8 protein-coding genes are annotated in these 12,281 nt (G+C 74.1%); 2 read left to right on the top strand and 6 right to left on the bottom strand.

Features of this window, described 5'->3' with window-relative positions:
• Nucleotides 1–1,386, top strand: a complete 1,386-nt coding sequence (locus BGP79_RS16585; protein WP_083701652.1) for a macrolide 2'-phosphotransferase — start codon at nt 1–3, stop codon at nt 1,384–1,386.
• A gap of 16 nt (nt 1,387–1,402) precedes the next feature.
• On the opposite strand, the gene BGP79_RS06060 is transcribed toward BGP79_RS16585, so the two are convergent.
• The 4 genes from BGP79_RS06060 to BGP79_RS06045 are packed head-to-tail and all read right to left on the bottom strand — an operon-like array spanning nt 1,403 to nt 9,837.
• Complete coding sequence (locus BGP79_RS06060) at nt 1,403–4,951, bottom strand: ATP-dependent DNA helicase (protein WP_233121185.1); 3,549 nt, start codon at nt 4,949–4,951, stop codon at nt 1,403–1,405.
• Nucleotides 4,948–8,325 carry an ATP-dependent DNA helicase gene (locus BGP79_RS06055; protein ID WP_083701613.1) on the bottom strand — a complete coding sequence of 1,126 codons (3,378 nt, stop codon included), beginning with the start codon at nt 8,323–8,325 and terminating at the stop codon, nt 4,948–4,950. Before BGP79_RS06055 ends, BGP79_RS06060 begins: the two co-directional genes overlap by 4 nt.
• Nucleotides 8,322–8,753 carry an MGMT family protein gene (locus BGP79_RS06050; RefSeq protein WP_076693709.1) on the bottom strand — a complete coding sequence of 144 codons (432 nt, stop codon included), beginning with the start codon at nt 8,751–8,753 and terminating at the stop codon, nt 8,322–8,324. Before BGP79_RS06050 ends, BGP79_RS06055 begins: the two co-directional genes overlap by 4 nt.
• Nucleotides 8,746–9,837 carry a DMT family transporter gene (locus BGP79_RS06045; protein ID WP_083701612.1) on the bottom strand — a complete coding sequence of 364 codons (1,092 nt, stop codon included), beginning with the start codon at nt 9,835–9,837 and terminating at the stop codon, nt 8,746–8,748. The genes BGP79_RS06050 and BGP79_RS06045 overlap by 8 nt, the downstream gene beginning before the upstream one ends.
• Before the next feature lie 128 nt (nt 9,838–9,965).
• Between BGP79_RS06045 and BGP79_RS06040 the strand changes: the two genes are divergently transcribed.
• Nucleotides 9,966–10,664: an exonuclease domain-containing protein gene (locus tag BGP79_RS06040; RefSeq protein ID WP_076693708.1), complete on the top strand. Its 699-nt coding sequence runs from the start codon at nt 9,966–9,968 to the stop codon at nt 10,662–10,664.
• Nucleotides 10,665–10,717: 53 nt separating this feature from the next.
• On the opposite strand, the gene BGP79_RS06035 is transcribed toward BGP79_RS06040, so the two are convergent.
• Complete coding sequence (locus tag BGP79_RS06035; RefSeq protein ID WP_083701611.1) at nt 10,718–11,485, bottom strand: amino acid ABC transporter ATP-binding protein; 768 nt, start codon at nt 11,483–11,485, stop codon at nt 10,718–10,720.
• Nucleotides 11,482–12,273: an amino acid ABC transporter permease gene (locus BGP79_RS06030; RefSeq protein ID WP_076693707.1), complete on the bottom strand. Its 792-nt coding sequence runs from the start codon at nt 12,271–12,273 to the stop codon at nt 11,482–11,484. Before BGP79_RS06030 ends, BGP79_RS06035 begins: the two co-directional genes overlap by 4 nt.
• Between the last annotated feature and the right edge of the window lie 8 nt (nt 12,274–12,281).

Genomic DNA, 12,281 nt, shown 5'->3' with positions numbered 1-12,281 from the left:
GTGAGACGTACCCCTGAGCACCTGGCGGCCATCGCCAGCGCTGCCGTGCCCCTGCTGTCCGCGCGTGCGGTGGCGGCGGAGCCGGACGACGCTGCCGACTTCGACGCCGCGCTGATCCAGGACGGCGCCGGCCGCACCTGGCGGGTGCGCTCACCCCGGCACCCCGAGGCGAGCCTGCGGCTGGAGAACGAGCTCACCGTGCTGCGCTCCTTCACGCCGGCCGTGCGCGCCGATCTGCCGTTCGAGCTGCCCACGGTCGCCGGCACCGTCCGGCAGGGTCCGCTGACCACCTTCGTCTACTCCCACCTGCCCGGCGAGCGACTGCGCATCGACGACGTGCGGTCCCGGGTGCTCGCGCCCGCGGTGGGCCGGTCCCTCGCGGCGATCCACGGCCTCTCCCCCGACCTGGTGGAGGACGCCGGCCTGCCCTCCTACACGGCGAACGAGTTCCGGCAGCGCCGCCTGAACGAGCTGGACCAGGCGGCCGGCACCGCTCGCATCCCCACCCGGCTGCTGCGCCGCTGGGAGAATGCGCTCGAGGACGTCAGCCTGTGGCGGTTCGCACCGACCGTCGTGCACGGCGACCTGCACGAGGACCACGTCCTGGTCGACGGCGACCGGGTGACCGCCGTGTCCGGCTGGACCGATCTGCACATCGGCGACCCCGCGGACGACTTCGCGTGGCTCGTGGCGTGCAACGACCAGTCGTTCGTCGACGTCGTGCTCGAGGCGTACTCGATGGCACTGCCCGAGCCGGAGGACCCGCACCTGATGCACCGGGCTGCGCTCTCGGCCGAGTTCGCCCTGGCGAAGTGGCTGGTGCGCGGCGTGACGCTCGACGACGCCGACATGATCGACGAGGCCCGGCAGATGCTCGACGAGCTCGACCACGACGTCGAGCGCACCGGCGGATGGGAGCTGAGCACCCCGCCGCCGGCGCCCGCGAGTGTCGACGCCGGTGCGGGGCCCGGGTCGCCTGATGCCGGCGTCACCTCATCCGATGACGCCTCGGACGACGTCTCCGACGACGAGGTCGCTTCCGCTCGCGACGGCGCGGACGTCCCCGACGAGGGGGTGACGATCGACCGGCGCTCCGGCTCACAGGACGCCGCCGAGCGCCCCGCGCGACCGACGGGTGCGACGCGGATCTCCGAGCCCGACGCGGTGACCACGCGGCACCCGATCATCGCCCACCCGGGGCCCGAACCGGACCCCGCTGAACGGCCCGCGATGCCCGCGGTCCCGCCGTCGATCGTGGCCGACGACGCTGATCGCGCCGACGACGCACGCGATGCCGACGCGGTCGATGACGCGCACCGCCCGTCGACGACCGGCCGGTCGACCGGCGCCACCGCGGTGCGGCACCCGGAGGACTTCCGCCGCTGACCGCGGTCGGACCGACTCAGCCGGCCGGCGGGAACGCCTCCGCCACGATCTGTTCCAGGGTCGCCTCGTCGGCCAGCGCCGGCAGCCGCACCTCCCGACCGTGCGCCACGTAGAAGAACGCGGCGTCCACGTCGGTCAGCGGCACGTCGTGCAACCGCGACCAGGCGAGCCGGTACAGGGCCAGCTGCACCGCCTTGTTGGCCAGGTCGCGCCCGGTGGGAACCTGGCCGGTCTTCCAGTCGATCAGGTCCCAGTGCCCGGTCACGTCGCGGAACACCGCGTCGATCCGGCCACGCACGACGACGGAGCCGACCCGCGTCTCCACGGGCGCCTCGACGGCGACCGGGATCATCGACGCGAAGCGGGAGGCCTGGAACGCGGCGATCATGTCCGGCAGTTCGTGCCCGGCGTCGACGTGCGCGTCCGCCTGACCGGGGACGTCCCCGAGGTCCAGCATGCCGGGTTCGACGTACCACTCCTCGACCCACGCGTGGAAGGCCGTGCCCTTGCGTGCGGCCGGGGACGGCCGGCGCGGCACCGGCCGACGCAGGCGCGCCAGGACGGCCGCTGCATCGTCGTCCAGGTCCACCAGCGTCGAGGCGGAGATGTGGGTGGGCGGCTGGGCCTGCGCGGCACTCGGCGGGGAGAGGAACCGGTCCAGCAGCACGGTGGTCTCCTGCTCCCAGCGCTCCGCGAGCGCCGGCGCGTCCTCGAACCCGGACCCCCGCCCGGACATGCCGTCCCGCCCGGGAGTGCCGTTCTGCGCCTGCCCGTCATCCTGCGGCGGCTGGTGCTGCGCGCTGCGCTGCTCCTGCCCACCGTCCTGCGTCGGCATGCCGACGGTGCCGATCGCCGCGATCACCTCGTCGGCGGCGCGGGCCAGGGCCGGTCGGCGGCTGGTGCCCGGGCGCAGCCGCCGGCCCTGCGCGTCGATCGGGGAGTCGAGCGGGTCGTAGGGCCACTGGGCCGTCAGCGGCCGGCCGGCATTGGGATTCTCGACGCCGGCGTCCTCCACCCAGTCCCCGCGTTCGACGGCGGGCTCCTCCCCCACCGTCAGCTCCTCCAGCTCCTCCAGGAAGGGGGACACCGCGGCGGGCTTGACGTTGCCGCCCCGCCAGACCGCGGAGGTGAGGATGAGGTCGCGCCGGGCGCGGGTGATCGCCACGTACGCGAGCCGCCGTTCCTCCATCTCGGCGTGGGACCCGGCGGCCGCCGTGAACTCCTTCTTCTCGGCGTCCATGAGGCTCTTCAGGTCGGGCTGGTCGAGATCCCACTGGGGCAGGTGGGCATGATCCCCGCGCAGCGGCCACGGCAGCACGAGGGTGTCCGAGCTCCACCGGGATCGTTTGTCTGACGGGAAGACGCCGCGGCTCAGTCCGGGCACGAGGACCGCGTCCCACTCCAGGCCCTTCGCCGCGTGCGCGGTGAGCAGCTGGACGGCGTCGCTGCGCACGTCGGGCTGCGCCGTCTCCAGGCCGTTCTCCTCGTCGCGCGCCGCCTCGAGCCAGCCGAGGAACGCGACGACGTCGATGCGGGGGCTGCCCGCGAGGAACGACGCCGCGGCGTCGGCGAAGGCGTCGAGGTTGGCGCGCGCCTGGTGGATGCTGATGCCGGGACGCGAGGCGACCTCGATGTCCAGCAGCATGACCCGCTCGACCTGCCCGATCAGGGTCGTCAGCTCGTCGCCGAGGTATCCGCGCAGGTCCCGCAGTTCAGTCGCGAGGCGGGCGAGCCGGTCCCGCCCGGCTGCCGAGAGGGATCGGCCGTGCGCCGACTCCCAGCCCGCGTCGGGCAGCCAGTCGATCGCCTCGACGAGGCTGGCCGCGTCCACGGTGTCGGACTCGACCGGCCCGGCCTCCTCCGCGGTGCCCGCGGTGCTCGCATCGAGCTCCTCGCGCTGGCGGAGGGCCCGCTCGCGGCGGGAGGCGAGCACCCACGACCAGTCGCGCAGCGCCATCAGGTCCCGGGGACCGACACGCCACCGGGCCCCGGCCATCAGCCGCATCAGGGCGTCCGAGCGGCCGGGATCGGCGAGCACCTGCAGGGTGCTGACGACGTCGACGATCTCCGGGGTGTCGAGCAGCCCGCCCAGGCCGACCACCTCCACGGGGATGCCGTGATCGGTCAGCGCCCGGCGGATCGGTTCGATCTGGGCGCGCGTGCGGCACAGGACTGCCACCGAGGGCGCCTCCTCGTCCGTCATGCCGGAGCCGCCTCCGGCGGTCCGGGCGGCCGGCAGCAGATCGGGGCGCAGCGCGCTGACGTGCCGCACGATCGACGCGGACTCCTCGTCCGTGGTCCCGTGCCGCTCGATGACCACCCGGCCGGGTCCGGCGCCCGGACGGGGCTGCAGCGGCGGCACGGCGGCGGTGGCACCGACCAGTCCTGAAGGACCACCGGCAGCACCGTCACCACCGGCGAGCGGCGCGGACACGTGATTGGCCGCCGCGAGGATGTGCTCGTCGTTGCGCCAGGCCGTCGTCAGGTAGAGGGTGCGGGCCACGGTCCGCTCACCGTCCGCGTCGACGCGCGGGAACTGCTCGCCGAACTGCTGCAGCTGTCCGGCGGACGCGCCGCGGAAACCGTAGATGGACTGCTTGGGGTCGCCGACGGCGGTGACCGGGTGACCGTCGCCGAACAGCCGGCGGAACAGCACGGCCTGGGCGTGGGAGGTGTCCTGGAACTCGTCGAGCACGACGACGGGGTACCGCGCCCGTTCGGCGGCCGCGACCGCGGGAACGCGCTGGGCGATCCGCGCGGCGATGTGCACGAGGTCGCCGTAGTCGAGCACCCCGCGCATCCGCTTCGCCTCGTCGTACCGGGTCACGAGGCCGGCGACGGTGCCGAGGGTGCGCAGCCGGTCCAGCGCCTTCGTCGCCTCCTTGGTGACGGCGGTCGTCTTCCCGGACACGTAGGGCAGCGCCGCGAGCCTGGCGACCGTCTCCTGCAGCCATTCCTCGACGGCTGCGGGCTCGCGCAGGTGCTCGGCGCACTCCGAGGCCATCTGCAGCACCCCGGCGACCAGGGTGCTCTTGGCGCTGACGAAGTGCTCGTGCTCACCCTCGTACGCCTCCACCACCTGACTGGCCAGCTGCCAGGCCTGGGCCTGACCGATGACGACGGCGTCGCGCTCGACACCGAGCCGTAGCCCGTGATCCTGCACGATGGATGCCGCGTAGGAGTGGTAGGTGCTGATCTGCGGGTCGAGGACGGCTGCGCCGTCGGCCTCGGCGCTGGCGGGCAGCAGTCCCACCGCCCGCAGGCGGCGCAGGGAGGAACCCACGCGGGTGGCGAGCTCGCCCGCCGCCTTGCGGGTGAAGGTGACCCCGAGGATCTGGTCCGGGGACACGAGCCCGTTGGCGACCAGCCAGGTGATGCGCTGGGACATCGTGGCCGTCTTGCCCGACCCGGCGCCGGCGACGACGAGCAGCGGTTCGAGCGGCGCGGCGATGATCTCGGCCTGCTCCGGCGTCGGCGGCGGGCTGCCCAGCGCCTCGGCGAGCCGGGCGGGCGTGATCAGGGTGCTGCGGGCGTCGGTGCCGGTCATGTCGGTGTCGGTGCTCACTCGGTCACCTGCCGTCCCGCGGCGCAGAGCGGGCAGACGCCGGGCAGGGTGCAGCGGGCGCGCCCGGTCGGCTCGTGGCGCGACTCGAAGCTCGCGCCGGTCATGGTGCTCGCGGCGGATCGCACGAGGTCGATCGCCCACGGGTCCCCGTCCGCGAGCGGGGCCTGATCCTGCACCATGTTCTTCTCCTCCGTCCCGAGATTGACCAGGGCGGCCCCACCGGGTCGAGCGCCGTCGGGGAACGCCCCGGCCGCCACGGCCACCTGGTAGGCACCCAGCTGCGGGTGCGTGGCGAGCTCGTCCCTGCGCGGCTTGTGTCGGCCGGTCTTCAGGTCCGCGATCACGAGACGGCCCTCGGCGTCGACCTCGAGCCGGTCCACCTGGCCACGCAGGACGGTGTGGACGGGCCCCTGACCGGCGGCCCCGTCGACCGGCTGCAGCTCGACGGTGAAGTCCCGCTCGACGTGCAGCAGGGTCTTCCCGTCGGACCGGCTGAGGGTCACGTACTCGGCAAAGCGGTCGACCATGGTCTGCGCGCGCTCGAACTGCTTGGCGGTCTCCCACGTGTCCGGCAGCGAGAGCTGCGACCAGAGACGGGTCAGCTCGGCACCGAGATCGGCGCGGGTGCCGGCGGGCAGCCGCTCGGCGATCCGGTGTACCAGCGTGCCCAGGCTGCGGGCGAAGTCCGTGGTCTCCTGGCCACCGGCGGTCTGCACGAACCAGTTCAGCGGCGAGTCCTGGACGGCGGTGATCCGCGACGGCGAGACGGTCACCGTCTCCCCCGCCGCGACGATCGGCGCATCCGTGCTCAGCGGCAGCAGGCCCCACCAGTCGTCGGGGTGTGCTCCGGGCACGGCGTCCGGGCCCGGCTCCGCGGCCCTCTCCGGGGCAGCGTCGGCGCGCACGGCGTCGTCTCCGAAGCCGGCGTTGCTCCCGTCGGCGTCACGGCCGACCGCGGCGAGCCGGGCGAGTTGCGCGACGGCGGCGGCCCGCTCGGCCGTGTCGTCGGACTGGGCAAACTGCCGCAGTTCGGCGACCAGGGCCCGCAGCGTGACCGGGCGGCGGACCGTCGTGTGGGGACGGGGCTGGGTCGGGTCCGGCCACGGGTCGATCAGGTCGAGGAAGGCGGAGGGCTGCTCGTCCTCGGCGTCGACCCCCACGCAGATCAGTAGCTGCCGGGCGCGGGAGACGGCGACGGAGAAGCTGCGCAGCTCGTCGTGCCGGACCTGCCGGAGCCGGGCCTGGACGTCCCGCTGCGTGGCGATGTCGGCGCCCGCGTCGAGGATGTCGACGAGTTCGGTGGAGCCGAGCAGCTCGCCGCGCAACCGCGGGTTCGGCCAGACCCCGTCCTGCAGCCCGGCGACGATGACGACGTCCCACTCGCGACCCGCCGCCGAGGCAGGGGTGAGCAGTTCGACGGCGTCGCCCACGGGAGCCCGGTCGGCGAGGGTGTCCATGGGCACCTCCTGGCCCGCGACGTAGTCGAGGAACTGGGCGGGGGACGCACCGGGCAGCTGGTCGACATATCGTTCGGCGGTCTGGAACAGCGCCATCATGGCGTCCAGGTCCCGGTCGGCGCGTTCTCCGGTGGGTCCTCCGGCCAGCGCCTCGCGCACCCAGCGACGCTCGGCGCCGGACGCCTCCCAGAGCGCCCACAGCACGGTCTCCGGCGTCGCGCCGGGCTCCTCGGCGGCGGCGGTGCCGGCCGCGAGCATCCCGGCGACGAGCCGGGCGGCCTGCGCGTCGCGGGTGAGACCGGTGAGGGCGCCGGGCGTCTCGAGCGCCTCGACGAGCAGTTCGTCGCTGGCGCGCCCACCCCCGGCCTCCAGCTCGAGGGCGCGCAGCTGCTGGCGCAACCGACGCAGGCTCAGAGCGGAAGCGCCGCCGAACCGGGATGTCAGCAGCGTGACGGCCAGGTCCGCGGAGAGGGGCCGTCGGCGGAGGCTGACGGCAAAGAGGTCGAGCAGAGCGGCGACCGCCACCTCGTCGCGGACGGGTCGCTCGGCGGACGGCAGCCGGACGGGGACACCCTGCTGCGCGACGGCGCGGGCCAGTGACGTGAGCATGGCCCCGGTCCGGACGATGACCGCCATGGAGGACCACGGCCGCTGATCGCGCAGGTGCGCCTCCAGCAGCCGCTGGGCGACGAACCGGGCCTCGTGCAGGCCGGAGGCGACGACGTGCGCCTCGACGGCGTCGACGTCGCGCGTGGTGCCGGCGGGGACCCGGTCGTCGGGGAACCGGTCGGCGGGAATCCTGCCGGCGGGGGTAGTGTCGTCGGCCGGCGACGGGACGTCCAGGACCCGGCCCTGGATCGCGCTGCCAGTCACGGGCACCCGGTCGGCGACCCGGCGCCATGCGGCGGAGGTCTCGTGCCCCAGCCGCCACGAGGTGGTCAGGGTATGGGTGCGCAGGCCCGGAAGGTGGTCCCCCAGCCCCGGCAGCAGATCGGGGCGAGCGCCGCGGAAGCCCTGGACGACGGACTCCGCCGAGGCGGTCAGGACGATGTCGGTGTCGGCGCCGATCACGTACAGCAGCTCGTGGATGGCCGGGGTGGCCTCCTGGAGGTCGTCGACCAGGATGAGCGAGAGCCGGGCCCGCTCGGCGGCGAGGAACGCCGGGTTGTCCTGAAGCACCCGCCGCGCCTCGGTGATGATGCCCGCGGGGTCGAACGCCTCCGGCATGCGCAGGTCGAGGACGTCCCGGTACTCCCGGTAGAGACGCGCGGCGGCCACCCAGTCCGGCCGGCTGCGGGTCTGTCCGAGGTGCGCGAGATCCTCGGCGGTCAGCCCGTACTCGGTGAGCCGGTCGAACAGCTGGCGGATCTCCTGACGGAACCCACGGGTGCGCAGCGCGTCGTCCAGGTCCGGGGGCCACACGAGCGGTGCACCGTGACCGGCCCGGTGGCCGGAGAGCAGGTCGGCGATGATCTGGTCCTGCTCGGCGCCCGAGAGCAGCCGCGGGGGTGCGGGCAGCGCCAGGAACTTCTCCACCCGGGCCCGGCGCAGCAGATCGAACGCGTAGGCCTGCCAGGAGCGTGCCGGCGACGAGGCCACGGTGCGGTCCAGCCGCGCGGAGAGCAGATCGCGCAGCCGGGTCGCGGAGCGGCGCGACGGGGCCAGCAGCAGCAGGCCCGCGGCGTCGGCGCCCGCGTCGACGGCGTGCACGGCCCGTTCGATCAGGACGGTGCTCTTGCCGGTGCCCGGTGCTCCGAGCACGAGCAGGGCCCCGTGACCGGCGGGGGCCTCGGCGACGGCGCGCTGCGCGGCGTCGAGCGCCGGGACCGACGACGGGTGACCCGTCGTCCCGGCGAGCCCCGTCGTCTCCAGCCCCGTCGTCTCCAGCCCCGTCGTCTCCACCACGCTGCTGCTCATGCCTCGATCCCATCATCGGCCACCGACAGAACCGGCCGGGACTGCTCGGACGTGTCCGCGTCCCACCAGCCGTCGGCGGCCAAGGCCTCGTCCAGCCGTGCGAGTTCGGCCGGTGAGGGCTGCCAGCGGGCCCGCCGCATGTGCACCCGGGGGGACGTCACCCGGGCACCGTCGCGGGGCGGCACCAGGGGCGTGCCCTCGCGTTCGTACTCGACGGCGGCACGGTCGGCGAGCGGGCCGAACACGGTCCCGTCCGACCGGAGCACCCGCCACCAGGACACGTCGGCCCCGTGGCGGCTCATCACACGCCCGACCGTGCGCGGACCCATGCCCTCGAGCAGGTCCGCGATATCGCCATAGCTGAGCACCCGGCCCGCGGGAATGGCCGCGGCCACCCGGAGCACCGCCGCTTCGTACCCGTCACGCACCCCACCAGCGTAGGCGCCAGCGACGCCCGGACCGGCCCCGTCGCTTCCACGTCGCCACGGCCACCCCGGCGAGGGCGAGCGCTCCGCCGAGCAGGGCCGCCGCCGGCGGCGTCTCCTGCAGCACGACCCAGGACAGCAGCACCACGACGGGCGGCACCGCGTACGTCGAGGCGGCCGTCCGCCCGGCGCTGGCACGGGAGAGGGCGTATCCCCATGTGGTGAATGCGATCGCCGTCGGGAACACGCCGAGATAGAGCACGGCGACCACGGAGGACGCCGGCGCGACCGCCAGGGCACGGATCAGTTCGGGAGCGAAGGGCAGACACGCGACGGTGCCGGCGAGGCAACCGAGCACCGTCATGGTGGAGGAGTCGATCCGGCGCAGCAGACTCTTCTGCACGGTCGCCGAACTCCCGTACACGACGGCGGCGACCACGCCGAGCACAACGCCGACGAGATCGAACCGCCCGGTCGAGGTCGAGACCGCGATGACGCCCACCCCGCTCAGGGCCACGAGCATGCCGGCGATGAGGCGGCGCGGGAATCCCTCCCCGAGGAAGAGACCCGCCAGCACGGCGACGATCATCGGCGCGAGGTTGACCAGCAGGGAGGCGGTCCCGGCGTCGACGTCCTGCTCGGCCGCGTTGAGCGCGATGTTGTAGACCCCGAACCAGGCGACACCCCAGACGACGACGGCGGCCAGCACCCGGCCCGGCAGTCGCCGCCGGCCGGATCCGCCGACGGAGCCCGCGCCGGAACCAGCGCCAGCTCCGCCGGAGACCACCGCGTCGCGGCGACGCCGTCGGCCCAGCACCGCGACGTGGATGGCGGCGAGGGCGACCGAGCCCACGGCCACCCGCCCGAGGGTCAGGGCACCGGGGCCGAAGTCGTGCGCGGCGGCACGGATGGCGACGAAGGCCGAGGCCCACAGCAACACGGTCACCCCGATCGCGGCCCAGAGCAACCAGCCGCCGGTGGTCGCCGGACGGCGCGTGCCATCCGGCAGGCCGTCCGGGCCACCGCGGTCAGGCGTCGCGCTGTCGGGGCGGGCGCGGTCGGCGCCGCCGGTCGTGGCCTCGGTCATGGTTCCATCTCATCACCGACCACCGACGGAACTGAGCCGTGACGGACGGCACCCGCCGCGCCGGCCCTGCGCCGCCGTCCCAGCGCCGTCGGCGGGTTCGGTCGGAGGCCGCCGGTACCGTGAGGATCATGCGCAGCTGGCATCGGCTCCCCCGCGCGGCCTTCGACCTCGAGACCACCGGCCGCGATCCTGCGACGGCGCGGATCGTCTCGGCGTCCATCGTCGTCGCGGACGCGGAAGGCCGGTTCATCGGCCGGCACGAGTGGTTGGCCGACCCCGGGATCGAGATCCCCGAGGCGGCCAGCTCGATCCACGGGATCACGACGGCGCGGGCGCGCGCGGAGGGGCGGCCGGCACCGGTGGTGGCTGCCGAGGTGAGTGCCTCGCTGCGCGAGCTGTTCGACGCGGGGATCCCCGTCCTGGCCTTCAACGCGGCCTACGACTTCACCGTCCTGGACCGCGAGTGCCGCCGCTGGTCGCTGCCGGATCCGCCCCGGCCGCGGCCCGTCATCGACCCGTTCCAGATCCACCGGGAGCTCGAGCGCCGGCGCGAGGGCGGGAGGAAGCGCACGCTCGTCGCCCTGTGCGAGGAGTTCGAGGTGCCGCTGATCCAGGCCCACACGTCCGCGGCGGACGCGGCGGCGACGCTGGTCCTCGCCGACGCGTTGGCGCGGCGCTGGCCCGAGCTGCAGATGCCGGCGCCCTGGCTGCACGATCTGCAGATCGCGTGGCTGCAGCACCGCGCCGAGCGTCGTGCCTCGCACCTGCGGCGCGAGGGCTGGGCGGAGGCGGACCTGCCCGGCCCCCACCCGTGGCCGGTCGGCTGAGGCGGGCCGGAGCACCCGCACCGGATCCGCGGGAAGAGGGGAGGAGCGAAGGGTCAGAGCACGTCGGAGAGGAACTGACGCAGCCGGTCGGTCCGCGGCTGGTCGAAGAGCTGCTGCGGCGTGCCCGTCTCGACCACGGCCCCGGCGTCCATGAACGTCACGGCGTCGGCGACGGACCGGGCGAATCCCATCTCGTGGGTGACGACGACCATGGTCATGCCCGAGGATGCCAGGTCGCTCATCAGGGCGAGCACGCCCTTGACCAGCTCGGGGTCCAGCGCGGAGGTCGCCTCGTCGAAGAGCATCAGCTCGGGTTCCATCGCCAGGGCCCGGGCGATCGCGACGCGCTGCTGCTGGCCGCCGGACAGGGCCGAGGGGCGTGCGCCCACCCGGTGCGCCAGGCCGACGCGGTCGAGCTGCTCCCGGGCGACCAGCCGGGCGCGGTCCCTGTCCATGCCGCGCAGCCTGCGCAGGGCGAGGGCGACGTTGTCCCCCACGGTCATGTGCGGGAACAGGTTGAACTGCTGGAACACCATGCCGATCCGCTGCCGGTAGGCGTCCGGGTCGGTGCCGAGCACGGACTCGCCGTCCAGGGTGAGGTCGCCGGCGTCGGGCTCGATCAGCCGGTTGAGCACGCGCAGCAGCGTCGACTTGCCCGAGCCGGAGGGGCCGATGACGGCGGTCGTGGTGCCCGCGGGGGCGTCCAGGTCGACGCCGCGCAGCACGTGGTTGGACCCGAAGGAGAGGTGGATTCCGGTCGCGTGCAGGTGGCCGGCGCGGGTGGCGCCGTCGCGGTCGGATGCGGGAGCGGGGGTGGTCACGGCTGTCCTCCTGGGGTCACACCGGCGGGGCTGGTGCCGGCGGTGTCGTCGGTGTCGGCGGTGTCGCTCGCGGTGGTCTCCCGCCGTCCTTCACGCAGGCGGCGGTCGATCAGGTTGACGAGGTGGGTCAGCGGAACGGTGAGCACCAGGTAGAGCAGGCCCGCGGCCACCAGTGGCGACAGGTTGCCGGTGGTCGACGTGGCGTCGTTGCCGATCCGGAAGATCTCGCGCTGGCTGGCGAGCAGGCCGAGGAAGAAGACCAGCGACGAGTCCTTGATCAGGGAGATGAACTGGTTGACCAGCGCGGGAAGGACGCGGCGCACGCCCTGCGGGATGATCACCAGGCGCATCGTCGCGCCGTAGGAGAAGCCGAGGGCCCGGGAGGCCTCCATCTGCCCCTTGTCCACGCTCTGGATGCCCGAGCGGAAGATCTCCCCGATGTAGGCGGCGGCCAGCAGGGACAGGGCGAGGATGCCGAGCGGGTAGGGGTTGGTGCTGCCGGTCAGCTGCCGGACGGTGGGCCCGAGGCCGATCCCGATGAGCAGGATGATGATGACGGCGGGCAGGCCCCGGAAGATGTCCGTGTAGATCCGGGCGAGCCAGCGCAGGACGACGTTGCGGGAGATGCCCATCACCGCGAGGATCATGCCGAGCACGGTGCCGATGACGCCCGAGGCGATCGACAGGATCAGCGTGTTGGGCAGCCCGACGGTGAGCAGGTCGGGGATGACCTGGGCCATCGCCTGCCCGTTGAAGAAGGTGTCGATCAGCTGCGACCAGGCGTCCATGGGTCTCC

Origin of the sequence: Tersicoccus sp. Bi-70, from assembly GCF_001968825.1 — a bacterium.
Lineage (GTDB): Bacteria > Actinomycetota > Actinomycetes > Actinomycetales > Micrococcaceae > Tersicoccus.
This window is presented reverse-complemented; position numbering and strand designations above follow the sequence as displayed.

What these genes read in the sequence shown, in the direction of transcription:
- BGP79_RS06030 (WP_076693707.1), bottom strand. Translation starts at nt 12,273, where the DNA reads ATGGACGCCTGGTCGCAGCTGATCGACACCTTCTTCAACGGGCAGGCG.
- BGP79_RS06055 (WP_083701613.1), bottom strand. Translation starts at nt 8,325, where the DNA reads ATGAGCAGCAGCGTGGTGGAGACGACGGGGCTGGAGACGACGGGGCTG.
- BGP79_RS06040 (WP_076693708.1), top strand. Translation starts at nt 9,966, where the DNA reads ATGCGCAGCTGGCATCGGCTCCCCCGCGCGGCCTTCGACCTCGAGACC.
- BGP79_RS06045 (WP_083701612.1), bottom strand. Translation starts at nt 9,837, where the DNA reads ATGACCGAGGCCACGACCGGCGGCGCCGACCGCGCCCGCCCCGACAGC.